The following is a 24,658-nucleotide window of genomic DNA, read 5'->3' as shown; positions in this document are numbered from 1 at the left end:
ATCTCTATTGGTTCTTTTTTCTCTTTTTGTTGTTTTGCCTTTGCAGCTCTGTCAGCGGCTCATTGGAGAGTTCCTCATTGTAGCCTGCCCCTTTTCCCTGAGCGCTTGCAGCGTTCATTCCCGGAATGACATGATTCGCCTTTCTTTTGCCCAAGATCCTTCACCTCGCTTCCTGGTTTATCTCATGTATTTTGCCCCTAACGGGTGGTTCAATACTTTTTTGGAATAGTGTCCACGCTTGTGGCGGCGAAAACTTTATGTTATTTTGAATAGTGAAAACGCGTACATATTCATCTTTCCACAGTACTAATCTAGAATACTATAAGTTTCTCTTATCAAGGACAATAACAATCTTGTTATTTACTTATCAAGAAGGTTATATTAAGATTAGAATTGTGAGAAAAGTTACCATACGAATGAGAATTCAAACTTTTCGACAATTTCATTTATTTGGTTTATGATAGGTACGATTGAAGGGGGTAACAAGATGACTGAACAAAAGACGAACTTGGATGTATTTAAATCCCGCAGCTCTTTTGAATCCAGCGGGAAACGCTATCATTACTACCGTCTGTCTGCACTTGAAGAGGCAGGCCTGGGCAATGTATCCAAGCTTCCTTATTCCATTAAGGTATTGCTTGAATCCGTCCTGCGCCAATACGACGGCCGTGTCATCACGAAAGAGCATGTTGAAAACCTTGCTAAGTGGGGAACGAGCGAAGTACAGGAAATTGATGTTCCGTTCAAGCCTTCCCGTGTCATCCTTCAGGATTTCACAGGCGTTCCGGCAGTAGTTGACCTTGCTTCCCTGAGGAAGGCAATGGCCGACCTTGGCGGCAACCCTGATAAAATTAATCCTGAAAAGCCGGTTGACCTTGTTATTGACCACTCTGTACAGGTTGATAAGTATGGCACTCCAGATGCGCTTCAGGCGAATATGGACCTTGAATTTGAACGGAATGCCGAGCGTTACCAGTTCCTTAGCTGGGCACAGAAAGCATTCGACAACTACCGTGCAGTTCCGCCGGCGACAGGGATCGTCCACCAGGTAAACCTTGAATATCTTGCAAGCGTTGTCCATTCCGTACAGAATGAAGACGGCGAATTTGAAGCTTTCCCTGATTCACTTGTAGGTACAGACTCCCACACCACCATGATTAACGGAATCGGTGTTCTTGGATGGGGTGTCGGCGGTATCGAGGCAGAGGCAGGAATGCTTGGCCAGCCATCGTACTTCCCGGTTCCTGAAGTTGTCGGTGTGAAGCTTGTCGGCGAAATGCCAAACGGCACCACAGCGACCGACCTGGCGCTGAAAGTAACACAGGTTCTCCGCAGCCAGGGCGTTGTCGGGAAATTTGTCGAGTTCTTCGGGCCAGGAGTTGTCAAACTTCCGCTTGCAGACCGTGCAACTGTTGCCAACATGGCTCCGGAATACGGCGCAACTTGCGGTTTCTTCCCGGTTGACAGTGAAGCACTTGATTACATGCGCCTGACTGGACGTACAGAAGAGCAAATCCAGCTGGTAGAAGCATACTGCAAGGAAAATGGATTGTTCTTCGATCCAAGCCTTGAGCCAGTTTATACAAATGTGGTTGAAATCGACCTTTCCACAATCGAAGCCAACCTTTCCGGCCCTAAGCGTCCGCAGGATTTGATTCCTCTTTCCGAGATGAAGAAGAGCTTCAATGAGGCGCTGACGGCTCCTGCCGGAAACCAGGGCTTCGGTCTTGATAAAAAAGAAATCGAAAAAGAAGCAGTTGTTGAGTTTGCAAATGGCGACCAGACTGTCATGAAGACTGGCTCCATTGCGATCGCTGCAATCACAAGCTGTACGAACACTTCCAACCCGTACGTTCTTGTCGGTGCCGGTTTGGTGGCGAAAAAAGCGGTTGAACTTGGCATGGAAGTTCCAAAGTTTGTGAAAACTTCTTTGGCACCAGGATCCAAGGTTGTTACAGGCTACCTTCGTGATTCAGGCTTGCTGCCATACATGGAGTCTCTTGGATTCAACCTTGTAGGCTACGGCTGTACAACATGTATCGGAAACTCCGGTCCGCTTCGCCCAGAGATTGAAAAATCCGTTGCTGAAGCCGATCTTTTGGTAACATCTGTTCTTTCCGGTAACCGTAACTTTGAAGGACGTATCCATCCGCTTGTAAAAGCGAACTACCTGGCATCTCCGCCGCTGGTTGTTGCTTATGCGCTTGCTGGAACAGTTGATATCGACCTGCAAAACGACCCTATCGGAAAAGACAAGGATGGCAATGACGTATTCTTCAAGGATATCTGGCCATCTACTGCAGAAGTAAACGAAGTTGTACACAAGGTGGTAACACCTGAGCTGTTCCGCAGCGAATACGAGCATGTCTTCAGCGATAACGAGCGCTGGAACGAAATCCAGACCAGCAATGAGCCTCTTTATACATTTGATGAGGATTCGACTTACATTGCGAACCCGCCATTCTTTGAAGGGTTAAGCCCTGAACCGGGCACAGTCGAGCCATTGGCTGGCCTCCGTGTTGTCGGCAAGTTCGGCGACTCTGTTACAACGGACCATATTTCTCCTGCTGGCGCGATCGGCAAGGATACGCCTGCTGGAAAATACCTGCGTTCGAAAGGCGTTGAGCCACGCGACTTCAACTCCTATGGTTCCCGCCGAGGCAACCATGAAGTTATGATGCGCGGTACCTTTGCGAACATCCGCATCAAGAACCAGATTGCTCCTGGCACAGAAGGCGGCTTTACAACTTACTGGCCAACTGGCGAAGTCACTTCCATCTATGATGCATGCATGCAGTATAAGGAAGATGGCACTGGGCTGATGGTTCTTGCCGGCAAAGACTACGGCATGGGTTCTTCCCGTGACTGGGCAGCAAAAGGAACCAACCTTCTTGGAATCAAGACAGTACTTGCTGAAAGCTTTGAGCGTATCCACCGTTCAAACCTTGTGCTGATGGGTGTGCTTCCGCTTCAGTTCCAGGCTGGCGACAGCGCTGAAAGCCTTGGATTGTCCGGAAAGGAAACCTTCTCCGTACAGGTTGGCGAAAATGTCCGTCCGCGCGACCTTGTAAAGGTGACTGCGACTGACGAAGATGGCAATGTGACGGCTTTTGAAGTAGTTGTCCGTTTCGACTCCGAAGTGGAAATCGACTACTACCGTCACGGAGGCATCCTCCAAATGGTCCTTCGCGACAAGCTGAAAGCCTAATCATCCATTTAACCCCTATGTTTTGGCATAGGGGTTTTTGGCTTTATTTGAAAATAGTCATAAAATTAACACACTTTTTAACATGAAATATATTGAAAACGCTCCCAAAAAGTGTAAAGTTAAAGCAGGGATATTTATTAGGAGGGGAGCCATGTATTTATTCTCGATTGTCGCCAGGGAAGACTTCATTTCGATTGTCATGGACGCTTATCAAGTTGGCATGGAAGACAGTGAGGTACAGGAAGGCAGCTATTTTCGCGAGATCACTCCCGACCAATCCTTCTATATTTTTGAAGGGCCGGCGGATTTCGGCGAACTGGGATGGAACATTGCTGCGCAAATGTCCTGTGAAGGGGCCGATTTGAAGGACATCGCCTTAAGCATCCTGCAAAAGTGGCAGGAGTCCGGCCAGGAAGCGGAAATGGAAGCCGTCATTGGCGGAATGTCCGCGACCGGGGAGATTCAATATCACCTGATTTCAAACGAGAACATAACCTCTTATTTTCCGAAGGCAGGGGAGAGTCTCTATTATGCCAATGATCTGAGCTTCAAGGTGAGCCCGATGGAGGAGCTGTCGAGGACACTTATGATGAGGGGGATGTCGACCGTCAGCCAGGCGCAGTCCGCCCAATTCGATCTGTTTGACAAATTTGCAGGTTCCAGGCCAGGGGTCAGTTCCTTCGCCCAGTGCCTTGTGATTGAAAAAGCCGAATGAACCAGTTCAATAGATAAAAAAACAAAGCCCCGGGCGCAAATGCCGGGGCTTTGTTGCATTATAATGCATATTGAAGTACAAAGTTGCTGATAAACAGAATTGCGATCGCATATAGAGCCGGATGGATTTCCCGTCCCTTGCCCATCAGCACCTTGAGCAGCGGATAGAGGATGAAGCCAATCGCCATCCCATCGGCAATGCTGTAGGTCAGTGGAATCAAAACAATGACCAGAAGTGCCGGAAAGCTTTCGGACAAATCATGAAGCGGAATATTCACGATGTTTTGCAGCATCAGCACACCAATCAAAATCAAAACAGGAGAGACGGCACTTGCCGGAACCATCTTGATAAAAGGAATCAGCACAAGCGAGCCCAGAAACAGGAGGCCAGTCACAATGCTGGTAAGACCTGTCCGTCCTCCCGCTGTAATCCCTGCCGCACTTTCAACCGAAGCTACAGTCGGACTTGTTCCAAATATTCCGGAAGACAGAACGGAAACCGCTGTAGCCTGCAAGGATTTTGGCGCGCTTTCCGGCCGCTCGAACTGCTTGCTGTGGCCATGGATAAGGCCGATGTTCTCAAAGACAAGCACCATGGCCAGCGACAGAGTGGTCAGCCAGAAAATGAAGTTCCCCGCCTGTGCCCAGGAAAGCTGCCCAAACACGGAAAAGTATTCCTTGAAGGCTGGGGATTCCATAACGAGTCCCTGGGTGCCACTGCCGCCGAATACAATCGCCAGTGCCGATGTGATGAGAATGCTCAGCAGCAGGTTTCCGGGAACGTTTTTAAGAAATAAAATCAGCGTAATCACTAGCCCCGCAAAGGTAATCAAGGCTGAAGGACTGCTCAGGTCGCCGATTTCGAGAAGTGTATGCTCCGAGCTTGTGATGATGCCGCTGTTGTCAAACCCGATTAAAATCAGCAGTATGCCAATTCCGACCGTGATAGCTTCTTTTAGCGAGTCCGGAATCGAAGCTGTGATCGTCTTCGCCAATGGGGTAAACGCAATAATGATAAAAATCACTCCGGCCGCGAACACCATTGCAAGTGCTTCCTGCCATGTGAATCCGCCAGACTGGACAATCGTATACGTAAACATGGCGTTCAAGCCCATGCCAGGAATAAGCAGAATAGGCGTGTTGGCCCAGAGGCCCATAATCAGGCAGCCGAAAAAGCTGGTCAGGATGGTCGCGATGATGCCTGCTTCCATCGGGATTCCTGCGGCCGCCAGGATGGTCGCATTGACGATAATGATATACACCACAGTTATATAGCTGATAAGACCGGCAGAAACTTCCTTGCCCAAGGTGGTGTTGTGTTGCTTTAGTTTAAAAAAGTTTTCCAAAAAGAATCACCTTCCAAAATAGATATCCAGATAAAAACGAATGAAATTATCGTATCATAGACAACCGTATACGAAAAATATATAATTTATATGAAAACCATACTTTTTTTATATAGGAAGGAATGCAGAATGGATTTCAAACAACTGCGCTATTTTATTGCGATTGCCGAAGAAAGAAATATCACTGCGGCCGCAAGCAGGCTGCATATGTCACAGCCGCCCCTCAGCATGCAGCTGAAGCAGCTGGAGGAAGAGCTTGGGGTCAAGCTGGTCGAGAGAAACGGAAAGTCCCTGAGTTTGACGGACAAGGGAAATGTACTGTACAAACATGCCCTCCATCTAGTCAACTCGCTTGAAGAAGTGAAGAATGAAATAACAGAAACAGCGGAAGGAAGAAGGGGGAAGCTTTCAATCGGCGTCAATACCTTGTCCGTGCCTGGTTTTTCGGAATGGATTAAGGCTTTTAACACCCAGTATCCGCTAGTCATGATTAAAATTGTCCAGAATGACTCCGTCCACCTGTCCGAACTGGTAAAAAATAGGGAAATCGAACTCGCCTTTGTCCGTCTTCCCCTTGAGCATCAGGGTCTAGTCTACCAAAACCTGTTCAATGAGCGATTTGTCTTTGTCAGCAAGACAGCGGCTGATGGGATGACAATGGAGGAAATGAGCTCAGTTCCCTTGATTCTCCCAAGTACCGAAGGCCTCGGGAGCTACAACATCATTGTGGATGCTTTTTCAAAGCAAGGATACCAGCCGTCGGTCATCGGCGAGTGCTCCGACATGAAAGTACTGTTGGATATGGTTTCAGCAGGAATCGGGGCCACCATCGTCCCGCAATCCGTTTTGGAACTGCACTCACAGCTCGGGCTGCACGTCAGCCAAATTCCGGACGCGAGTATGACCTCCTCGTTGGGCGTCATCTGGCTGGAGCAGCATTTTATTTCGGCTCCCGGAAAGCATTTTCTTTCGCTGGTGGAGATATTCTTAAAGGAAGGCTTATCATAAATAGGGCCGTCGAGCGGGACTTATTTAAGTTGGGTTGATTGATTCGGACTGGTCAGGGCGCAAAGGGAGGGGGCGAGTCCGAATAGAGGGCTGATTCGGACTCGACAGGCAGACAAGGCGAAGGCCAAGTCCGAATGGAAGGCGGATTCAGACTACGCAGCGTACAAAGAGCGAGGCCAAGTCCGAATACAAGCTTGTTTCTGCCATGGCTAATAAAGCAATACAATACCATTGCTTTGGGGTAATTTAAGGAGGTGTGAGACATGGATGCTTTCCAGCTGGGTCCGCTGATTATCAAGTACACATGGATATTTGTTTTAGGGGCGGGCATTATTACATATTTTATGCTAAAAAGGATATTCAAGCAGGAAGAGGGCTTTAGGGAGTCTTTTCTTGATTCATTGATCAATTCAATTGTGATTGGGGTCATCGGCTACAAGGCCAGCATTTTGCTCTTCAGGCCTGAGTTGTGGACGAGCAATCCCCTCGGAGCCCTATACTTATCCGGAAGCTGGAGGGAGTATGCCACTGGTTTTTTGTTGGGCGGGCTATACCTTCTTTGGATGCATAAGAAGCATTCCTGGGAAGCCATTTTACTTGGAAGAGCGTTTGTTTACGGTATTGTCACATTTATCACCGCTTATTGGCTGTTACGCACCTTATTTTTTCTCTTTTTTTAGGATAAAATACCTGTAGGAAGGTTATCTAAAAGGAGTTTTTTATGGTGATAAAACCGTTAGCAATCAGTATGTTCGTTGGCGTTCTTATGCTAGCCCTGTTTGCAGCGATGGACAAGGGCAATCAGCCGGAGACGTCCAGCAGCCCCATTGTCCATGCAGCTGAAACCGGAAAGCCGGCTCCTTCCTTCAGTCTTGTCAATATGGAAGGAAAAGAAGTGAAGCTGGAGGACTATAAAGGCAAGAAAGTGATGCTTAATTTCTGGGCGACATGGTGCCCGCCATGCAAGGCGGAAATGCCCGCGATGCAGCAGCTGTATGAAAAAGCCGGCGGCAGCTTTGAAATTCTTGCCATCGCAATCGATCCTGACAACGATGTGGCCGGATTTGTAAACGAATATGAATTAACTTTTCCGATTCTTCTCGACAAAAACGGCACTGTCAACAACGATTATGGCATTATCTCCATCCCAACCACCTTTTTGATTGATGAGGATGGTAAAATGAAGAAAAAGCATATTGGCATGATGACTCTTGAGCAGATGGAAGAGTTTATGGAGCCATAGAAAAAGACATCAGGAAGCTACCTGATGTCTTTTTTTGTCACAGAAAACATCGCTTATGATTATAAATAGTGGGTATATAAATAATGCATTAAATTTTCAAAAAGTTGTAATAATTGAAACCGCTTCTGGGCATAATGACTGTTACAATAGTAACAAAGGAAGGTGAAAACAATGAGAAAGCCAAGAAAACGTTCTTTTGAAGAACTCGTTTTAGAAAATAAACGCGCAATCATGAATGATAGGGATGCAATGGAGAAGCTTGAAGCAAGACTTGAGCAAAAGCGCCTTAGCAAAGCAGAATAAAAGCATTCTTTTTCCATAAATGATTCCCTTCCTTACAGGAAAAACTGTAGGTAGAGGAGGGGAAAGCAATGGGTAATCCAAAACGCGACAGCAAACATTATGCTCCAAGCCACCTTGGTACACAGCCAAGAGGCTTTGGAGGAAATAAAGGGAAAAAGATGCAGGACACCTCTGGCGAACATGCCCAGGTAATCCAGACAAAAGGCGAATAGATCAACATTTTCGAGCCCGCCCTTAAAATTGGCGGGTTTAAGTTTGGTTTTGGGTGTTTACATAATATTATTATGTATATCTCTTCTAATGCGGGTGGCTAAAAAAAAGCCTGTCACTCTTTTCCTTCAATAAAATAGGCTGCGGCTTCACACACTATATACGATAAACCAAAGGGGGTTGACAAGATGGCTCATAAAAACACACCAAAGCCGGATGACCGCAGCGATAACGTCGAAAAATTGCAGTCGATGATCCACCATACGATTGAAAATATGGAGGAAGCCGAAGAGGCAATGGAATTTTCTTCGGCAGAAGACCGCGACCGGATTGAAGCGAAGAATGAAAGGCGCCGCCACAGTATAGAAGCATACCGTTCAGAAATAAGGGACGAAGCTGCACACGCACGCAAACAGTAATAAAAGTGTTGAAAGGCCTGCCGCAAAAGGCAGGTCTTTTCCTGTTTCCTATAAAATATGGTAAGATACGTTCTGAATCCTAATTAAAGAAGTGATGAAATGGAACAGCAGAGAAACAGGACAGAACTGGAGAAAAGACAGTCCCAATGGGAACAGGAGCTTCGGGAAACGGGTAAGATTGCCGATGAGGGGGCTCTTTTAAGCTATATAAAAACACTGGATGAACACTCAGATGCCGAGGCTAAAGGCGATCTTCTGGCCATGGCCGGCAAGTCGCGGGCGAACCGCGGCGGCCATGACGCCCTTGTGCTCAACTGGATGGAAATGGCCCTGGAGCTGAACCCGGCCAACAGGATTGCGCGCGGTTACCTTTTGGCCCACCAATGGAAAGGGATGGAAAGTCTGTTTGAGGCGGCCACTTTTCCTCCTCTGAGGGAAACCGACAACCGGGCGGCCAAGCGGAAGACCGCTGAGCAAATCATCCAGATCTGCCGGCAATTCCTTGACCAGGCGGAAACACATCTGGATGAGCTGGAGTCAGCTGCCAGCAGGAACGGCCAGGATGCACGCTACCAGGAATTGAAGAGAATACTGCAAGAAAGCATTGAAGAGAGCGCCCTGCTGCTGAAGGCGGCCGAAGGGTACGAACAATCCATCAGTGGAGTCTTCCATACTTCTGTTCATTATGATGAATTGAAAAACAGGATCAAAACGCTTGAAGAATGGAAGGCTGCATGGGCGAGCCAATTTGAGGGGACGAAGGAACAAGCGGAAGAAAATCCGCTGGAAGAGCTGAACAGCCTGATTGGCCTAAAGTCAGTCAAAGAAAGGGTCAGCTCTTTCTACAGCTTCCTGAAATACCAGAAAAAGCGGAGGGAACTCGGGTTTCAGACGAAGGACAGCCTAAGCTTGAACATGGTGCTGACGGGTAATCCGGGTACAGGCAAAACAACGATTGCCCGGCTTCTCGCGAAGATTTATTTTAAGCTTGGCGTACTGCCAAGGGCAGAAGTGATTGAGGCCGACCGCTCCCAGCTTGTCGGTGCCTATGTCGGCCAAACGGAGGAAAACGTCCGCAAGATGGTTGAAAAAGCTTTGGGCGGCGTATTGTTCATCGACGAAGCCTACAGCCTGAAACGGGAAGGCCAGACAGGTAACGACTATGGCCAAACGGCGATTGACACGCTGGTATCGCTGATGACCGGGCAGGAATATGGGGGAAGGTTTGCAGTTATCCTTGCGGGCTACCCGGAAGAAATGCGGCAATTTCTTGATGCCAACCCCGGGCTGAGAAGCCGTTTTCCGCAGTCCAATCTGATTCACCTCCCAGACTATGATAATGAAGAACTGATGCAGATTGGCGAACAGGCAGCCTCAGACAATGATTATGTTCTTTCCGAAGGGGCAAAGACGGAACTTCTGAAACGGATTGAACGGGAAAGAGTCGATGATACGTTCGGAAATGCGAGGAGCGTCATCAATATAATCCAGGACGCGATTTTTACCAAGGGAGCCAAAGTGGGCGGAGAAATGGATGTATTCTCTTACTCGCTTCTTGAAAAAGACGATTTTGCCCTTGAGCCGGACGGCGACAAAGAAGATGCGCGCGAACTGCTAAGCCAGCTGATCGGGCTTGATGTCGTCAAAGAGGAAGTACAGTCGCTGATATCGTTTGTGCGGATGCAGCAGTTGCGACGCGACAATGGGCTGCAGGCTGTTCCGATCCAGCTGCATTCAGTGTTTACCGGCAATCCCGGTACAGGCAAAACGACCATCGCCAAGATTTATGCCCAGCTTTTAAAAGACTGCGGTATTCTGAAGCGAGGCCACCTGATAGTCGGCAGCCGGGCCGATTTTGTCGCAGGATATGTCGGCCAGACCGCGATCAAGACAAAGAAAAAGATACGCGAAGCGCTTGGCGGTGTATTGTTCATTGATGAAGCCTACTCCCTGCTTAGCCAGGGAAATGGCGATTTTGGCAAAGAAGTAATCGATACGCTTGTTGATGAAATGACGAAGCATAACGAGAATCTGGTCGTCATCCTCGCGGGTTATCCTGTTCAGATGAACGAGCTGCTTGAAAGCAATCCGGGTCTGCGTTCAAGGTTCAAGAAGTTTTTCCACTTTCCCGACTATACAGCTTCGGAGCTGCTGGAAATCATGGAGAACTATGCGGCCAGCTATCAGTATAAATTATCTGAAAAGGCAAGGAGCTTTTTCATGGAAACTGTTTCGGCAGAAGGAGTTGCCGGAAACGGCCGCTTTGCGACCAATGTAATTGACGAAGCGGTGCAGGCGCAGGCCTTCAGGCTGATGGACAGCACGTCCCTGGAGGAATTTACGGAGGAAACTCTGTGCCTCCAGGAAGAGGATTTGAGGAGAGCGTTTGATAAAATGGGAAAAGGGGAATTTTAGATGCTTATTTCAACCAAGGAAATCGAAGTCAGGTATGCGGAAACCGACCAGATGGGCGTTGTGTACCATGCCAATTATTTAATATGGATGGAACTGGGCCGCACCAGCCTGATTCAGGATCTCGGCTTTAATTATGCCGAGATGGAGAAGGAAGGAATCATTTCCCCTGTGATTGATATCCAGGCGTCATACAAACAGCCTGTCCGCTATGGCCAGCAGGCGGTAATTAAGACATGGATCGAGGAGTATGACGGCTTAAGGGTTACATATGGGTATGAAGTGCTGAATGGTTCAGGGGAGCTGGCATTGACGGGGACCTCCCGCCATGTGTGTGTGAAAAAGGAATCATTCCGGCCAATTTCCATCAAGCGGGTTTATCCTGATTGGCATGAAGCGTACCTGAATGCGATGAAGCAGCCGGCAGGCCAGGAAGGCTAAAAAGGGATGGCGTTTGGAATCAACAGGGAGGAGCTCCGTCGCTGGAAAGCGGAGGTAGCCCGCGGTGAAATCGCGTTTCTCACCCATTATTGGCTCGACGACCGCTTTCCCGGGTGCAAAACTGTCACAAAGGTAGGCTGCAGCAATATGGAGAAACTCGCCGCCTGGGGGAAAAAGCACGGGCTTAGGCCAGAATGGATAGACCGGCGCAAGGCCGACTTGCCGCATTACGACCTTTTTGGGGAAAGACGGGACGAAATTTTAAGAAAAGAAGGCAAGGAACATCTGATTTGGTAGGGGCCGGTGCCCATTAATGATATTTTTAGCTGTTCTGTTACGGAGGGGTGTGTTAATCAGCGATTAACGCACCTTTTTTGTTGTTTGTGCTTGTGAATTATTGTCCGGTTAAATGTTCGCGTCTAATTGAGGAATGAAAATCGCCGAATAATGTGAGTACTAGCATTAAATAAACATTTATTGCTGGTAAGGGTTGATATAATGCTGGTTCGTGGGTATTTAATGCTGGTAAACGAAGATATAATGCTGGTAAGCGCAGGGATAATCCGAGTACTAGGTTTATAGCAGCGAATTTAATGCTTGTACTAGCATTAAATTGACCAGGTTTCGGCTTTTAAACCAAGTACTAGCATTAAATCGGTAAGCAAGGGAACGATTCTCGGGCTTCATCTTGCCCGGCCAGGATTATTTCCGCTGGACAAGGGAATAGGTAAATGGTGAAGCAAAAATAGAGAGGAGTTTTAGAGATGAGTGAGAAAGTATTTACAACATCTGTTTCCGCAGTTGGAGGAAGGGAAGGCCGTGTAGAATCCTCCAACGGAGTCATCAACATGGAACTCGCCATGCCAAATACCCCCAGAGCAAAGGAAAAGCCGGAGGCCACCAATCCGGAGCAGCTGTTTGCAGCAGGCTATGCGGCATGCTTTGATGGGGCCTTGCAATTGATGGCGAAAAAAGCCAGGGTCGAGTTCACGTCCGAGGTAACGGCCAATGTGAGTTTGCTGAAGGATGAACAGGATAATGGGTTCAAGATTGGGGTGCTGCTGCAGGTGAAAGGCGAAGGCATCGAAAAAAGCCAATTGGAAGACCTGGTTCATAAAGCCCACGAATTCTGTCCGTATTCAAAGGCTACAAGAGGGAATATTGACGTTCAGCTCGAAGTAGTATAACACAACAAGATGCCTTCCTAAAGGCATCTTTTCAACTTTTAAACAATGGAGGGAAAGAAGTGGCGAAAGAGATACAACAAGGAACAAGCAGTTTTTATATTGGCGAGGACGAGACCAATCCAACAGCTGAAATTCATTATGCTGAATCAGAGGATGGGAATTTGATTGTCGATCATACTTTTGTCTCCGAGGAACTTCGGGGGCAAGGTGTGGGGGAAAAGCTGGTGAAGGAAGTGGTACAGTTTGCCCGTGACAAGCAAAAGAAGATCATTCCTGAGTGCACGTATGCTCAAAAGCAGTTCGAACGTAATCAGGAATATGAGGACGTATTGCTTAAAAACTAATAGGAAGTTCAAAAAACGAGGCTCAGAAGGGTCTCGTTTTTCTTTTCCCTGGAAGGTAGATTATAAAATATACCGTTTAAAAACAGAAGTTTTGTGGTAAAAGAATGAAAGTGTGGAAGATTTGGCCATGAACGTGAAGATACATATTGAAATTCCACTGATTATTGTAAGCATCCTATCAAGTCAAAGATTTCAATGTAATGTAAATTGAGTTTTTTCTGAACGCCCTTGTTTCTACATATATTTTCCATTTTAAAGGAAAGATAAGGAAAACTAAAATTGAGGAGGTTTGCATTTTGGCAGAAAATGAAAACAATAAAGGTTCAAAGGGTCAGGACGAGAAACGGGAGACATTGACAAACCGCCAGGGCCATCCGGTGAGGGACAACCAAAACATCCGTACAGTCGGCAACCGCGGCCCAGCGACGCTTGAGAATTACCATTTCATTGAAAAAATCTCCCATTTTGACCGGGAAGAGATTCCTGAGCGTGTGGTTCACGCGCGAGGCACCGGGGCTTTTGGTTACTTTGAGACATATGGAAAAGTCGGCGATGAGCCGGTCGAGAAGTATACCCGTGCAAAAGTATTTTCGGGTGCAGGAAAGAAAACACCACTCATGGTACGTTTCTCTACAGTTGCGGGGGCAAAGGATTCGCCGGAAACGGCCCGTGACCCGCGTGGGTTTGCTGTTAAGATGTATACGGAAGATGGAAACTGGGATTTGGTCGGAAACAACCTGAAAATTTTCTTTATCCGCGATGCGATGAAGTTTCCGGATATGATTCATGCATTTAAAGCGGATCCGGCATCAAATGTTCCGAATCCGGAGCGGATGTTTGACTTCGTTTCCCGCTCGCCTGAAGCGACTCATATGATCACTTTCCTGTTCTCTCCATGGGGAATTCCAGCAACTTACCGCCATATGCAAGGATCCGGCGTCAACACGTATAAATGGGTGAATGACAAAGGGGAGGCTGTGCTGGTGAAGTATCACTGGGAGCCGAAGCAAGGAATCCGCAACCTGACACAGGAAGAGGCAAACGAGATTCAAGCGAAGAACGTCGGCCATGCGACGCAGGATTTGTATGAAGCGATTGAGCGCGGGGATTATCCGGAATGGGAGCTTTACGTGCAAATCATGGAGGATGACTATCATCCAGAACTCGATTTCGACCCGCTCGATGACACAAAACTTTGGCCGGAAGACAAGTTCCCATGGCTGCCGGTAGGGCGTATGGTCCTTGACCGAAATCCGGTCGACTATCATGCGGAGATTGAACAAGCCGCCTTCGGTACTGGCGTTCTGGTCGATGGAATGGATTTCTCTGATGATAAAATGCTTCAGGGCCGTACGTTCTCTTACTCGGATACACAGCGTTACCGGGTAGGCGCGAATTATCTGAAGCTCCCTGTGAACGCACCAAAAGCGCCTGTCCGCACAAACCAGCAGCGCGGCCAGATGGATATCCGCGACCCGCAAGAGTCCGGGGACAATCCGCATATCAACTATGAGCCATCGATGCTTGGCGGATTTGAGGAAGCGGGCAAGGAAAATCATCCGCCGCATCAGCCATCCTACAATGCCGCGGTAATGAGCGCACCGATTGACAGGCCGAACAATTACGGCCAGGCAGGCCATACTTACCGCAGCTTTGAGGACTGGGAGCGCGACGAATTGATCAAAAACCTGTCCGAGGCACTTGCTGTCTGCAACAAGAAAATTCAGGACGCGATGATTGAACATTTCACTCAAGCCGACGAAGAATATGGCCGCCGTGTGAAGGAAGGCATCGAAATGAAAGTGAAGGAAATGAAAGAAAAAGCGACGGAAAACAAGGTTCCGGGCCGCGAAGCAGGAAAATCGAAATATCAGGGAGGTCTCAGCAATTCAGCGGCAAACGAGGCAACTAAAGACGCCGTGAACAAAAGCCACGAAGCCGACCCGTATTAAAATAAACGAGTAAAAAAAGACTGTACAGGAAATCAGTGGAATGCTGATGGACTGGCAGTCTTTTTTTGTGAAAAGAAGGGGCCAGCTGCGGTAAATCACTTTGATTGTGTTTTGTGGCGTAAAAGAAAGAGGTAGAGCAGAGAAAATTGCCTCGACAGGACTTATTGGCGCAAAAAGAGAGAGGCCAGGCATACAAAATTGCGCTAACAATGCCTATTGGCGCAAAAAAGAAGAGATCGAGAGTGGAAAATTGCGCCAACAACGGTTATTAGCGAAAAAAGGGGAAGCTTGGCGGGAAAAAATGCGCCAACAGCGCTTATTAACGTAAAAAAGGAGAAGCCAGACGTGTGAAATTGCGTCAACATAGCATTACCGTTTTTCATGTTCAAATAAGAAAGATGACTGGTCTAAAGAGTTGGCAAAAAAGATAAACTGGTTTTACCGAAGTTTTCCAAATCAATTGGGCATACTTGCAGCAAATGAATATCCCACAGTTGACTGCGCTGCTCTTTAACAAATCCGTTTCCCATTAAGATAAAAAGGGAAATAAGTCTTTTAGAAAGGAAAAGCAGGAACTGAAAATCGCGATTCGTTAAGGAGATGCCGCCATGAACAGAGAACTATATGATTTAATGACAAAAATTCTAAGCGAAGTGGACAGTGTGAAATCCCATATTGAGGAAGCAAAACAAGAAAATGGTGTCAATCTGCAGGCAACGGAGAGAATCATAGACAGGCTAAAAATCATCGCACAGGAAGCTGATGACGAATTAAATGATACACTCATTAGGATTGAAGAAAACTTTGACATAGAACAAGCGAAATCTCGAAGAACCATTCACGATTAAAAGTGAAAAAACCTACCTGATAAACGAATAGAAGAGCAACGCTCAAAACTGCGTTGCTCTTCTTATTGGAACGGGTTGTTTGGTTGCGGAAGGATTTGTGAACTGGTTTATAGAATTTGAATTGTAATGCCACAATCAAGGGGGATGGTTGCTGAAGTTTGCCAAGAAACCTAAATGGGCATGTTTTCAGAAATTTTTCGGTACAAGGCGATCACCTCATCGCTTGTATTTTGATCGCTTGGGTTTGCCGGAATGCTGTAGGTACGTACCATTTCATTTAAAAGCTTTTGTAATTTAAGAGATTTTACACGATCAGACAGGTCCGAATCCATGATCTTCTCATAAACGGCATTTATCTGTTTTAATGTCCTCATGAAGACCCTCCGCATTGTCTAAGATGTATATCTCTTATACCCCTATATTAAGCTGGCTAAAAGGGTTTTATGCACAAGTTAATGGTGTGGATGAAACAAATTTAACCAATATAATATTGGGAAACTATTAAATACCTTGAAAATGAAGGAAGGGTGATTGTTGGTATGGCATCTGCAAGGATTGCATCCATTTGGAGATATCCTGTTAAATCGATGATGGGGGAAGAATTAAATGCTTGTGAAGTGACCGAAAAGGGCTTATTGGGAGACCGGGCCTACGGGCTCATTGATAACGAAACTGGAAAACTTGCCAATGCTAAAAATCCGAACAAATGGCCAAACATGTTTCAGTATCGTGCTAGTTTTACTAAGCTCCCGCAAAAGGATGCGGCCATTCCTCCCGTAAGAATCACTTTTCCAGACGGACGAGCCATGATGAGTACAGACGAAGAAAAAGATGCAATGCTTTCAAAGAGCTTTAACCGAACCGTCCATTTGTCTACTCCTTCTCCGATGGATGTTCAGTTTGAAGGTTATATTCCCAAAGAGATAGAGGAACTGGATAACAAAGGCTCGATTTTTACAAGGACTTCCCCGGAAGGTACGTTTTATGATATTGGTATGGTTCATATCATCACAACCTCTACCATCAACTATTTGAGGAGGCTGGCGCCGGAAAGCAGAATTGAGCCGCGGAGGTTCAGGCCAAATCTTATCATTGAAGTTCCGGATAGAGAAAACTTTGTGGAAAATGAATGGGTAGGGAAGACGTTGACGATTGGACAAGTCCAGCTAAAGGTTTCCCAGGAGACAAAGCGGTGTGTCATGACCACGCTGGCGCAGGGGGACCTCCCAAAAGACCTCAATGTATTAAAATCGATTGTGAGAAACAACGCAGGCAGCTTTGGGGTTTATGCTTCCGTCGTGAAACCAGGAAAGGTGAGTATCGGTGATACACTTGAACTACACTAAATGAAAATAAAAACAGCCCAGGGAGGGCTGTTTTTAAATGTTAGTTATATCGGTATTCCGGTTCCCCGGCGTTTTGGTTGAATTCGACTTGAAGGTCATGGCCGTCAAAATACCATAAATCCTTTTCAAGGATATAATAGGTGATGCCATTCTTTTTGATTTCGGCTCCGACTCCAGCTTCCGGCTCTTCGAGTGAGATTCCTAAGGAGAAGCCTTTCTGGACGGTGCTGCATCCTCCATATCTTGCAAAGAAGCGGACAAAGCTGCCTTCCTTGATGTCCATTTCCTCCACATACCATTCTGCTGCCTGATCGCTGATTTTTATCTCCATGACCGATCTCCTTCCGTGATGCTGTATAGGATTATTATAAAGTTGATGAACGCTGATGTCGAACAATCTGCTGTACTCTCTTATCGTATGCATAAAACAAAAGATAACTCCCGCCGGGGGAGTTATCTTTTGCCTAGTCCTCGATCTTCATATGTTCCGCAATTTCGGCGTATTTGGCCCCAGCGTCTTTGAGGCCGTGGCTTCCTGCGTCCTTCAGTGGGACTACTCGGTAATTTCGCTGTCCTTTGCTGGCAACAAAGGTGGGGTAAAAGGCCGGATTGGCGAGTTCAACGGATGTTTCGCCGGGAGTAACGGTTTTGATGACTTCAACCGAAGCCATACCGCCAATGTCCTTGTAATCCCACATTTGCCCGGACAGGAAGTTCCCGAGTGAGTAGACGACGAGTGATTTGCTTCCATCTTCAGCCGTCAGCCATTCCATCGGCTGCAGCACGTGGGGATGATGGCCGAAAACGATGTCCACTCCTTCATTGACGAGAAACTGTGCCAGCTCTTTCTGGATTTCATCCGGATGGCGCTGGTATTCATTTCCCCAGTGAATGCTCATCACCACTACATCCGCTTCCGTCTTTGCCCGATGCACTTCCTCCTTCATGGCGGCTTTATCAATCAGGTTGACAAGATAATCTTTTCCCTCCGGCACAGGAATGCCGTTCGTTCCGTATGTGTACGATAGGTAAGCAATGGAAATGCCGTTTTTATCGAGAATCCTAAGCCTCTTTTTATCTTCCTCATCCTTGAATGATCCTACATAAGGCAGCCCTGCCGCCGTCAGGTAGCTGATTGAATTTTGGGCGCCTTTTTCTCCTCTGTCCAGCGTATGGTTGTTCGCAGTCGAGACGATGTCCACCCCTGCATCAATCAGGGCGTCACCCACTTCATGCGGGCTGTTGAAGGAAGGGTAGCTGGATAAGCCCATTTCAACGCCGCCGAGGATGGTTTCCTGGTTGGCAAGCAGGAGGTCTGGCTTCTCCAGCTCGTCTTTGACAGCGGCGAGCATCGGTTTGAAATCAAATCCCTCTCCTGTCCGTGCATCTTCATAAACCCGGTCGTGAATCAAAATGTCCCCAATCGCGGCGATCGTCAGTTTTTGTTTGAACGTCTTGCCTTCCACACTGCAGCTTCGGTCATTATGCGTGGATAACACCAGTGGCTTTGCCACTTCTTCCACTCCAGCTTGCTGCTGGTAAACGAAAAATCCTGCTCCTAAAAGCATCAGGACAATGATAGTCAGTAAAGGCATCAGTCTGTTAATCTTCATAATACGGTCTTCCTTTCGTGCTTGAGCAGATTAATTTTTAATTCTCTTTGGATAATATAATATGAAGGTAGAAAATTGCGGTAAAATGGCGAAACGTTCATAAATAATTCACAAATGGCAAATCCAACCCATTTTTTTGTTGACCAACAGCAGGAGGTGGCTTAATGTTCAACATCACGGAAAGCGCTTATCAAGCTTTACAGGAAGCGCTAAGGCGCGAGCAGAACGAAAGTGAAAAGCTGTATGTCAGGCTGACCATGGGCATCGGCTGAGGAGGGCCCAAGCTCCAGCTGTCTCTGGAAGAGCAGCCACTAGAAGCCGACCACATCTTTGAATTTGATGAAATATCCATCGTGATCCACAAGGATGATCTGGTATATTTTGACGAAACGAAACTTGATTATGTTAAAGATGTTTTTCAGTCAGGGCGGTTCCACTTATTGAGAGTTTAATGGAAACAAAAGAGAGGCGGCTTGCCTCTCTTTTTCTCTAGCGCTTTTTTGACATCCAGGTTATTTTCGGCTCGGTTTTCGCCCGGATTCTCTTGATGTTCGCCCGGTGGCGGTAGACGACAAAGGTCGTCAGCACGGCGACCACGGCAATCAAAGCCGGATCTCTTGTGAGCAGTGCATAAGTAAATGTCGCAATGGCCGTAAGGATGGAGGATAACGATACATACTTTGTGGCAAATAGGCTAATAAGGAAGAAAGCAAGCATTAATACAAACATCAATGGAGCGTAGGCGAGCAAAATCCCGCCTGAAGTCGCTACGGCCTTGCCCCCCCTAAAGCCGGCAAAAATCGGATACATATGGCCAATGACGGCAAAAACACCAGCCATAAGCATATGGGTATCGGATCCGAAGAACAACGGAAGGCTGGCTGCGAGCGTTCCTTTCAGGATATCAGCAAGGGTGACAGCAATACCAGCCTTGACGCCAAGGGTTCGGAAAGTGTTGGTGCCTCCAAGGTTCCCGCTTCCATGCTCGCGGATATCCGTCTTGTAAAACAGTTTGCCAATGATCAGGCCCGAGGGGATCGATCCAAGCAAATAAGCTAATAAAAGTATAAGTCCAGTTACTGCCATAATTTTTCTCCTTTATGAATTATATCGATATTGTACCATGTAATGGTGAAAACTCCATGTTGAAATTTGCATCCCTTTCCCATCTGTGGCCGGATTGGATGAAAAAAACACTGTTGCGTCAGGAATTTGAATTTTTGAAAAGTTTAATGGTTGCTGACTATGTCTATAAGTATAGAAATGTAGACAGAGGAGCCATTTCATGAAAACATTGCTGACGAAGATAAAAAGTTATAAGGTACTAATCCCGCTGATTCTCCTTCTGATTGTCGCGGGTACCATTTTTTATCATACTACTAAAAGCATTCCGGATGGACTGTCCTACGAGGGAGAGGTCTATCAGACGGACAATGTCCGCTTTTTGTATGATTTAACCTATAAGGACAGTGATGGGAACACAAGGAAAGAACAGCAGATTTTTCAGCGTGTTTTTGAAGCGGTAGAAGAAGCCGAAGAATTTATTGTCCTCGATATGTTCTTGTTCAATAACTATGTAAATGAAGATAAAAACTATCCAAAAATAACGGAAACCCTGACCGCGGCCCTGATTGACATGAAGGAAGAAAAAGATGTCCAGGTCCATGTGATTACCGACCCCGTCAACCTTACATATGGATCCCATGCGACCGGCCATCTTCAGGAGATGAGGGATCATGGTATAGAGGTCATTTTCACCAACCTTGAGCCGCTTAGGGATTCAAACCCGTTATACTCCGGGGTGTGGAGGGTGTTTTTGCAGTGGTTTGGCCAATCAGGGGAAGGGTGGCTGCCGAACCCGATGGCATCAACAGCCCCGGATGTAACGCTGCGATCTTATTTGGAGCTTCTCAATGTCAAAGCGAATCACCGCAAAGTCCTTGTAACAGATCAGACAGCAATTGTTGCTTCGGCAAATCCCCACGACGAGAGCGGCTTCCATTCCAATATTGCTCTTGAAACAGACGGCAGCGTCATTGCCGACCTGCTTGAGACGGAGCAGGCTGTGGCTGATTTTTCAGGCGGCGGCAAGTTTCCTGAAGTGGAGAAAAAATCGGATAGCGGTTTCATGAATGTCCAAGCCCTGACGGAAGGGAAAATCCTCAAACATGTCGTGAACGAGCTGAATGATACACAGCCAGACGACAAGGTTTGGATTGGAATGTTCTATCTCGCCGAAAGGAAGGTCATTGATGCGATTGGCAAGGCTGCCGAGCGGGGGGCGGAGGTACGCATCGTTCTTGATCCGAACAAGAATGCTTTTGGGAATAAAAAAAGCGGGCTTCCGAATGTACCAGTTGCTGCGGAACTTGTCAGGATGGGCAATGACAATATTAAGGTAAAGTGGTACAACACGGGGGAAGAACAGTACCATACCAAATTGATTTATTTCGACAGGGGAGAAGAAAGAATGGTGATTGGCGGTTCGGCCAATTTTACACGGCGAAATCTCGATGACCTGAACCTTGAAACCAATTTGAAGGTTTGGGGTCCCTCGGATGCTGAATCCATGCAGGAAGTGGATTCCTATTTTAAGCGAATCTGGACCAACGAGGATGGGGAATATACGCTGGCCTATGATGAAAACGAGGACAAGCTGACAGCTGCAAAATATATTGTTTACTGGATTCAGAAACTGCTGCGCCTGACTACGTTCTAATACCGCAGGGAAGCACTGGGCACCAGCCTTCCTGGGATGGATCTGCCCATTTGCATGAATGGGGGAGCTAAAACAGGGTAAAAGCATGGTAGAACAATCGCCAGCAAAAAGCGGGGCAAACAGCACTTTGATACATTTCTTTCTGATGATGAGTTAATATTAAGGAGAAGAAGATAAAGGGAGTGAAGGTGAACAATGGAAATGCAGTATCCAAGCCGTTCAGAGATTGGAGAGATTCTGAAAAAGTCAAAGAGAATCGCTGTTGTCGGATTAAGCGACAACCCGGAGAGAACCTCCTACATGGTGTCAAAGGCAATGCAGGATGCCGGCTATGAAATCATTCCCGTCAATCCGACGGCAGATGAAATCCTCGGAGTAAAAGCGGTTTCTTCCCTTAAGGAGATTGAGGGACATATCGATATCGTCAATGTGTTCCGCCGCTCCGAACACCTGCCAGGCGTAGCGAAAGAGTTCGCCGAAATTGATGCGGATGTCTTTTGGGCGCAGCTAGGCCTTGAGAACGAAGAAGCCTACCAATTCCTCAAGGAGAAAGGCTATACGGTCATTATGGACCGCTGCATTAAAGTGGAGCATGCATTGACCAGGTAAGGCACATTTAAAAAGCGCGGAACAAGCTTCCGCGTTTTTTGTGTGGGCCTTCAATCGCATGACTGTGCATGTGCCCTTATAGTTCATACTAAACTAGAACAAATGAATTTTCCACACTATATGTAAAGTGCTGTCTCTTAAGGAGTGGTCATAATGAGTGAACAGAAGCAGAACGATCTGCAGGAAGAACAGAGCCGGGTTAAATGGATTGCGGAACTGATTGGCAGGAAAAAGAACACCCTGGAAAAGCATGCAGGAAAAATCGAGTCCGAAGCTCTCGAAATTCGGCGGACATTCTGGGAAGACGTCACAGTGAACGTGGATGAACCGGATGATCTTGCTGAAACGTACACAAGCATCAAGCAGCAGGCAGAGCTTCTTTCGGAGCGTGAGCGCAGCCAGAATACGCTCGACAAACAGCTGAAAACACTTGAAAGGCTTGAGCGGTCTCCCTATTTTGGACGCATCGATTTTCATGAGGAGGGCGAAGAAAGTGCACAATCCATATATATCGGCATCTCCTCCTTTCTAGATGAAAACGATGAAGATTTCCTTATCTATGACTGGCGGGCGCCAATTTCCAGCCTTTACTACGATTATCCGCCCGGTCCGGCCCAGTACGAAACAAGCCTGGAAAAAGTGACCGGCACGATTGAACTGAAACGGCAATTTGTCATCCGCGAAGCAAAAATCAAGGCGATGTTTGATACAGGTGTGACGATTGGCGATGAAATGCTCCAGGAGGTTCTTGGCAACAATGCCGATACGCAGATGAAAAGCATTGTCGCCACGATTCAAAAAGAACAGAACCAAATCATCCGCAATGAAAAAAGCAATCTTCTGATCGTCAAGGGCGTCGCTGGCAGCGGCAAGACATCGGCTGCGATGCAAAGGGTCGCTTACCTGCTTTATCGCTACCGGAACATCATCAAGTCGGAAAACATTATGCTGTTTTCCCCGAACCCGATGTTCAACAGCTATGTATCCACTGTTCTTCCTGAGCTTGGCGAAGAGAACATGCAGCAAGCCACCTTCCAGGAATATCTGCTATCCCGGCTGGGCAGGGACTTTGAGCTGGAAGACGTTTTCAGCCAAATGGAGTATTTGCTGTCAGGGAAAAATGACGGCCAATATGATGCCAGGCTTGAGAGCATTCGCTTTAAATCCGGACTTCGATTTAAAAAGCTGATTGACGACTATGCAGCCCGTTTATCCAATGGCGGACTGATTTTTAAAAATGTGACTTTCCGGAAAAATATTCTGTTCAGCAAGGAAGAGCTTTATGCCTATTTTTATTCCCTGGATCCTGCATTGCCGATTCCAAATCGCATTCAGCTGCTGAAAGAACACCTTTTAAAAGAATTGAAAAAGAAAGCGCGCCTTGAAGAAAAGGAAGAGTGGGTGGAGGAAGAAATCCAGTTTCTGGACAAAGAGGAATTCCTTGATGCCTATAAGCATCTTCAGGATAAAAAACGTTTCAACGAAGAAACCTTTGATGATTTTGAGCGTGAACAGAAATTTCTTTCGCGCTTGCTGGTTACGCAAAAATTCAAACCGGTCTTCAACGGTGTCAAGAGGCTGAGATTCATTGACAGGAAAGCCTTGTACAGCCAGCTGTTTGCAGGAGACCATTCCGTTGAACTACCAGGGAACTGGGAAGGCATCAAGTCACTGACGCTGAAGGAACTGAGGAAAGGCCATATCCTTTATGAGGATGCGACGCCATTTTTGTATCTCCAGGACCTTGTCGAGGGGCGCAAGTCCAACACCGGCATCCGCCATGTGTTCATTGATGAGGCTCAGGATTATACCCCATTTCAATTCGCGTTCATCCGCCAGCTGTTTCCTTATAGCAAAATGACACTTCTTGGGGATATGAACCAGGCCGTCTATTCGGGGCCGACGGGTTCCGAAACCATCCTTGCGGAAGATGCTCTCGGCATTGAGGAAAAAGAAGTGATTACCTTGTCGCGCACTTACCGGTCGACCAGGCAGATTGTTGAGTTTACCTCCCAGCTGATTGAAGGAGGAGACAAAATCCAGCCGTTCAACCGGAATGGCAGCAAGCCGAGGTTTACGCGGGTTGGTGAAACCGGGAAACTGGCGGATGCGGTACAGAAATCTTTGAAAAAATTGAAGGCTGATGGGCATAAAACGATTGCGATCATCTGCCGGACTGCGGGTGAAAGCAGGCATGCCTATGAAGAGATTGGGAGCGAAATTGAGGCCCGCCTGATTGAAAAAGGGACGATTGCCTATGAAAAGGGCATCAGCATCATTCCAGCCTACCTGGCAAAGGGAATCGAATTCGATGCCGTCATCATTTACAATGCTTCTTCCTATCGCGATGAAGGCGAACGCAAGCTATTTTATACAGCATGTACAAGGGCCATGCATGAACTGCATCTGTTTGGGGATGGCGATGCCCCGCTGCTAGCCGGAGTGGAGCCGGAGCTGTATGTGAGAGATTAAAGAGGGTGGCAGGATTCGTAGAGATTGTGCATTTGGGTAGAAAGAAGCGTAATGCAAGCTTGTTTTTTGGTGGAGGGTGCTCTCGGTGCCCGTTTTCAGGGATAGCGAGTGATTTCGGGTACTGACGGGTGGTCTCAGTGCCCGTTTTCAGGAGCAACCGGGGATTTTGGGTACAGACAGGCGCTCTCAGTGCCCGTTTTCAGGAGCTGCTAGTGATTTTGGGAACTGACGGGTGCTCTCAGTGCCCGTTTTTAGGAGCAACCG

Annotated in this window: 26 protein-coding genes; 20 read left to right on the top strand and 6 right to left on the bottom strand. The window is 47.2% G+C overall.

Annotated elements, in window-relative coordinates:
* Positions 1–4: 4 nt before the first annotated feature.
* Positions 5–154, bottom strand: coding sequence for a small acid-soluble spore protein SspO (sspO, locus tag ADU22_RS19200; protein ID WP_046524422.1), 150 nt, complete (start codon positions 152–154; stop codon positions 5–7).
* A 333-nt stretch (positions 155–487) separates the two neighbouring features.
* Between sspO and acnA the strand changes: the two genes are divergently transcribed.
* Together acnA and ADU22_RS19190 are read left to right on the top strand one after the other, a co-directional pair.
* Complete coding sequence (gene acnA / locus ADU22_RS19195; RefSeq protein ID WP_053363600.1) at positions 488–3,208, top strand: aconitate hydratase AcnA; 2,721 nt, start codon at positions 488–490, stop codon at positions 3,206–3,208.
* Positions 3,209–3,359: 151 nt separating this feature from the next.
* Complete coding sequence (locus ADU22_RS19190) at positions 3,360–3,923, top strand: hypothetical protein (RefSeq protein ID WP_053363599.1); 564 nt, start codon at positions 3,360–3,362, stop codon at positions 3,921–3,923.
* A gap of 58 nt (positions 3,924–3,981) precedes the next feature.
* Here the strand turns inward: ADU22_RS19190 and ADU22_RS19185 are convergent, their stop codons facing one another.
* On the bottom strand, positions 3,982–5,268 hold the full coding sequence (locus ADU22_RS19185; RefSeq protein WP_053363598.1) for an NCS2 family permease: 1,287 nt from the start codon (positions 5,266–5,268) through the stop codon (positions 3,982–3,984).
* Positions 5,269–5,397: 129 nt separating this feature from the next.
* Between ADU22_RS19185 and ADU22_RS19180 the strand changes: the two genes are divergently transcribed.
* From ADU22_RS19180 to ADU22_RS19115, 14 genes are all read left to right on the top strand, one after another.
* On the top strand, positions 5,398–6,276 hold the full coding sequence (locus tag ADU22_RS19180) for a LysR family transcriptional regulator (RefSeq protein ID WP_053363597.1): 879 nt from the start codon (positions 5,398–5,400) through the stop codon (positions 6,274–6,276).
* Between the two features lie 263 nt (positions 6,277–6,539).
* A complete protein-coding gene (locus ADU22_RS19175; protein ID WP_053363596.1) occupies positions 6,540–6,956 on the top strand; it encodes a prolipoprotein diacylglyceryl transferase in 417 nt (138 codons plus the stop codon).
* Positions 6,957–6,997: 41 nt separating this feature from the next.
* On the top strand, positions 6,998–7,519 hold the full coding sequence (locus ADU22_RS19170; protein WP_053363595.1) for a redoxin domain-containing protein: 522 nt from the start codon (positions 6,998–7,000) through the stop codon (positions 7,517–7,519).
* 171 nt (positions 7,520–7,690) lie between these two features.
* Positions 7,691–7,822, top strand: coding sequence for an FbpB family small basic protein (locus ADU22_RS19165; protein ID WP_053363594.1), 132 nt, complete (start codon positions 7,691–7,693; stop codon positions 7,820–7,822).
* 68 nt (positions 7,823–7,890) lie between these two features.
* Entirely contained in the window at positions 7,891–8,034 is a 144-nt protein-coding gene (locus tag ADU22_RS19160; protein ID WP_053363593.1) for an acid-soluble spore protein N, read from the top strand.
* A 186-nt stretch (positions 8,035–8,220) separates the two neighbouring features.
* Positions 8,221–8,451 (top strand): small acid-soluble spore protein Tlp, encoded by a 231-nt coding sequence (tlp, locus tag ADU22_RS19155; protein WP_053363592.1) that lies wholly within the window; start codon positions 8,221–8,223, stop codon positions 8,449–8,451.
* Between the two features lie 99 nt (positions 8,452–8,550).
* A complete protein-coding gene (locus ADU22_RS19150; protein WP_053363591.1) occupies positions 8,551–10,866 on the top strand; it encodes an AAA family ATPase in 2,316 nt (771 codons plus the stop codon).
* The gene (locus ADU22_RS19145) at positions 10,867–11,304 is read left to right on the top strand and encodes an acyl-CoA thioesterase (protein ID WP_046524411.1); all 438 of its coding nucleotides are present in this window, start codon (positions 10,867–10,869) and stop codon (positions 11,302–11,304) included.
* Between the two features lie 6 nt (positions 11,305–11,310).
* On the top strand, positions 11,311–11,601 hold the full coding sequence (locus ADU22_RS19140) for a hypothetical protein (protein WP_053363590.1): 291 nt from the start codon (positions 11,311–11,313) through the stop codon (positions 11,599–11,601).
* A 467-nt stretch (positions 11,602–12,068) separates the two neighbouring features.
* Entirely contained in the window at positions 12,069–12,491 is a 423-nt protein-coding gene (locus ADU22_RS19135; protein WP_053363589.1) for an organic hydroperoxide resistance protein, read from the top strand.
* The gene (locus ADU22_RS19130) at positions 12,488–12,835 is read left to right on the top strand and encodes a GNAT family N-acetyltransferase (RefSeq protein WP_286132414.1); all 348 of its coding nucleotides are present in this window, start codon (positions 12,488–12,490) and stop codon (positions 12,833–12,835) included. The genes ADU22_RS19135 and ADU22_RS19130 overlap by 4 nt, the downstream gene beginning before the upstream one ends.
* A gap of 296 nt (positions 12,836–13,131) precedes the next feature.
* Positions 13,132–14,787 (top strand): catalase, encoded by a 1,656-nt coding sequence (locus ADU22_RS19125; protein WP_053363587.1) that lies wholly within the window; start codon positions 13,132–13,134, stop codon positions 14,785–14,787.
* 100 nt (positions 14,788–14,887) lie between these two features.
* Positions 14,888–15,115: a hypothetical protein gene (locus tag ADU22_RS19120; protein WP_053363586.1), complete on the top strand. Its 228-nt coding sequence runs from the start codon at positions 14,888–14,890 to the stop codon at positions 15,113–15,115.
* Between the two features lie 280 nt (positions 15,116–15,395).
* Positions 15,396–15,635, top strand: a complete 240-nt coding sequence (locus ADU22_RS19115; RefSeq protein WP_046524406.1) for a hypothetical protein — start codon at positions 15,396–15,398, stop codon at positions 15,633–15,635.
* A 170-nt stretch (positions 15,636–15,805) separates the two neighbouring features.
* On the opposite strand, the gene ADU22_RS19110 is transcribed toward ADU22_RS19115, so the two are convergent.
* Positions 15,806–16,009 carry a hypothetical protein gene (locus ADU22_RS19110; RefSeq protein ID WP_053363585.1) on the bottom strand — a complete coding sequence of 68 codons (204 nt, stop codon included), beginning with the start codon at positions 16,007–16,009 and terminating at the stop codon, positions 15,806–15,808.
* 165 nt (positions 16,010–16,174) lie between these two features.
* Between ADU22_RS19110 and ADU22_RS19105 the strand changes: the two genes are divergently transcribed.
* Positions 16,175–16,981, top strand: a complete 807-nt coding sequence (locus ADU22_RS19105; RefSeq protein ID WP_053363584.1) for an MOSC domain-containing protein — start codon at positions 16,175–16,177, stop codon at positions 16,979–16,981.
* Positions 16,982–17,021: 40 nt separating this feature from the next.
* On the opposite strand, the gene ADU22_RS19100 is transcribed toward ADU22_RS19105, so the two are convergent.
* The 3 genes from ADU22_RS19100 to plsY form a co-directional block, all read right to left on the bottom strand.
* The gene (locus ADU22_RS19100) at positions 17,022–17,312 is read right to left on the bottom strand and encodes a HesB/YadR/YfhF family protein (RefSeq protein ID WP_053363583.1); all 291 of its coding nucleotides are present in this window, start codon (positions 17,310–17,312) and stop codon (positions 17,022–17,024) included.
* Between the two features lie 133 nt (positions 17,313–17,445).
* On the bottom strand, positions 17,446–18,594 hold the full coding sequence (locus ADU22_RS19095) for a CapA family protein (RefSeq protein ID WP_053363582.1): 1,149 nt from the start codon (positions 18,592–18,594) through the stop codon (positions 17,446–17,448).
* Positions 18,595–19,083: 489 nt separating this feature from the next.
* Entirely contained in the window at positions 19,084–19,680 is a 597-nt protein-coding gene (gene plsY, locus ADU22_RS19090) for a glycerol-3-phosphate 1-O-acyltransferase PlsY (RefSeq protein ID WP_053363581.1), read from the bottom strand.
* 199 nt (positions 19,681–19,879) lie between these two features.
* On the opposite strand from plsY, the gene ADU22_RS19085 reads away from it, so the two are divergent.
* The 3 genes from ADU22_RS19085 (at position 19,880) to helD (ending at position 24,394) form a co-directional block, all read left to right on the top strand.
* A complete protein-coding gene (locus ADU22_RS19085; protein ID WP_053363580.1) occupies positions 19,880–21,313 on the top strand; it encodes a phospholipase D family protein in 1,434 nt (477 codons plus the stop codon).
* A gap of 201 nt (positions 21,314–21,514) precedes the next feature.
* Complete coding sequence (locus ADU22_RS19080; RefSeq protein WP_197280146.1) at positions 21,515–21,922, top strand: CoA-binding protein; 408 nt, start codon at positions 21,515–21,517, stop codon at positions 21,920–21,922.
* Positions 21,923–22,075: 153 nt separating this feature from the next.
* Positions 22,076–24,394 (top strand): RNA polymerase recycling motor HelD, encoded by a 2,319-nt coding sequence (gene helD / locus ADU22_RS19075; protein WP_053363578.1) that lies wholly within the window; start codon positions 22,076–22,078, stop codon positions 24,392–24,394.
* The last annotated feature ends 264 nt before the right edge of the window (positions 24,395–24,658 follow it).

Origin of the sequence: Bacillus sp. FJAT-27251 (genome assembly GCF_001273925.1) — a bacterium.
GTDB lineage: Bacteria > Bacillota > Bacilli > Bacillales > Cytobacillaceae > Mesobacillus_B.
This window is presented reverse-complemented; position numbering and strand designations above follow the sequence as displayed.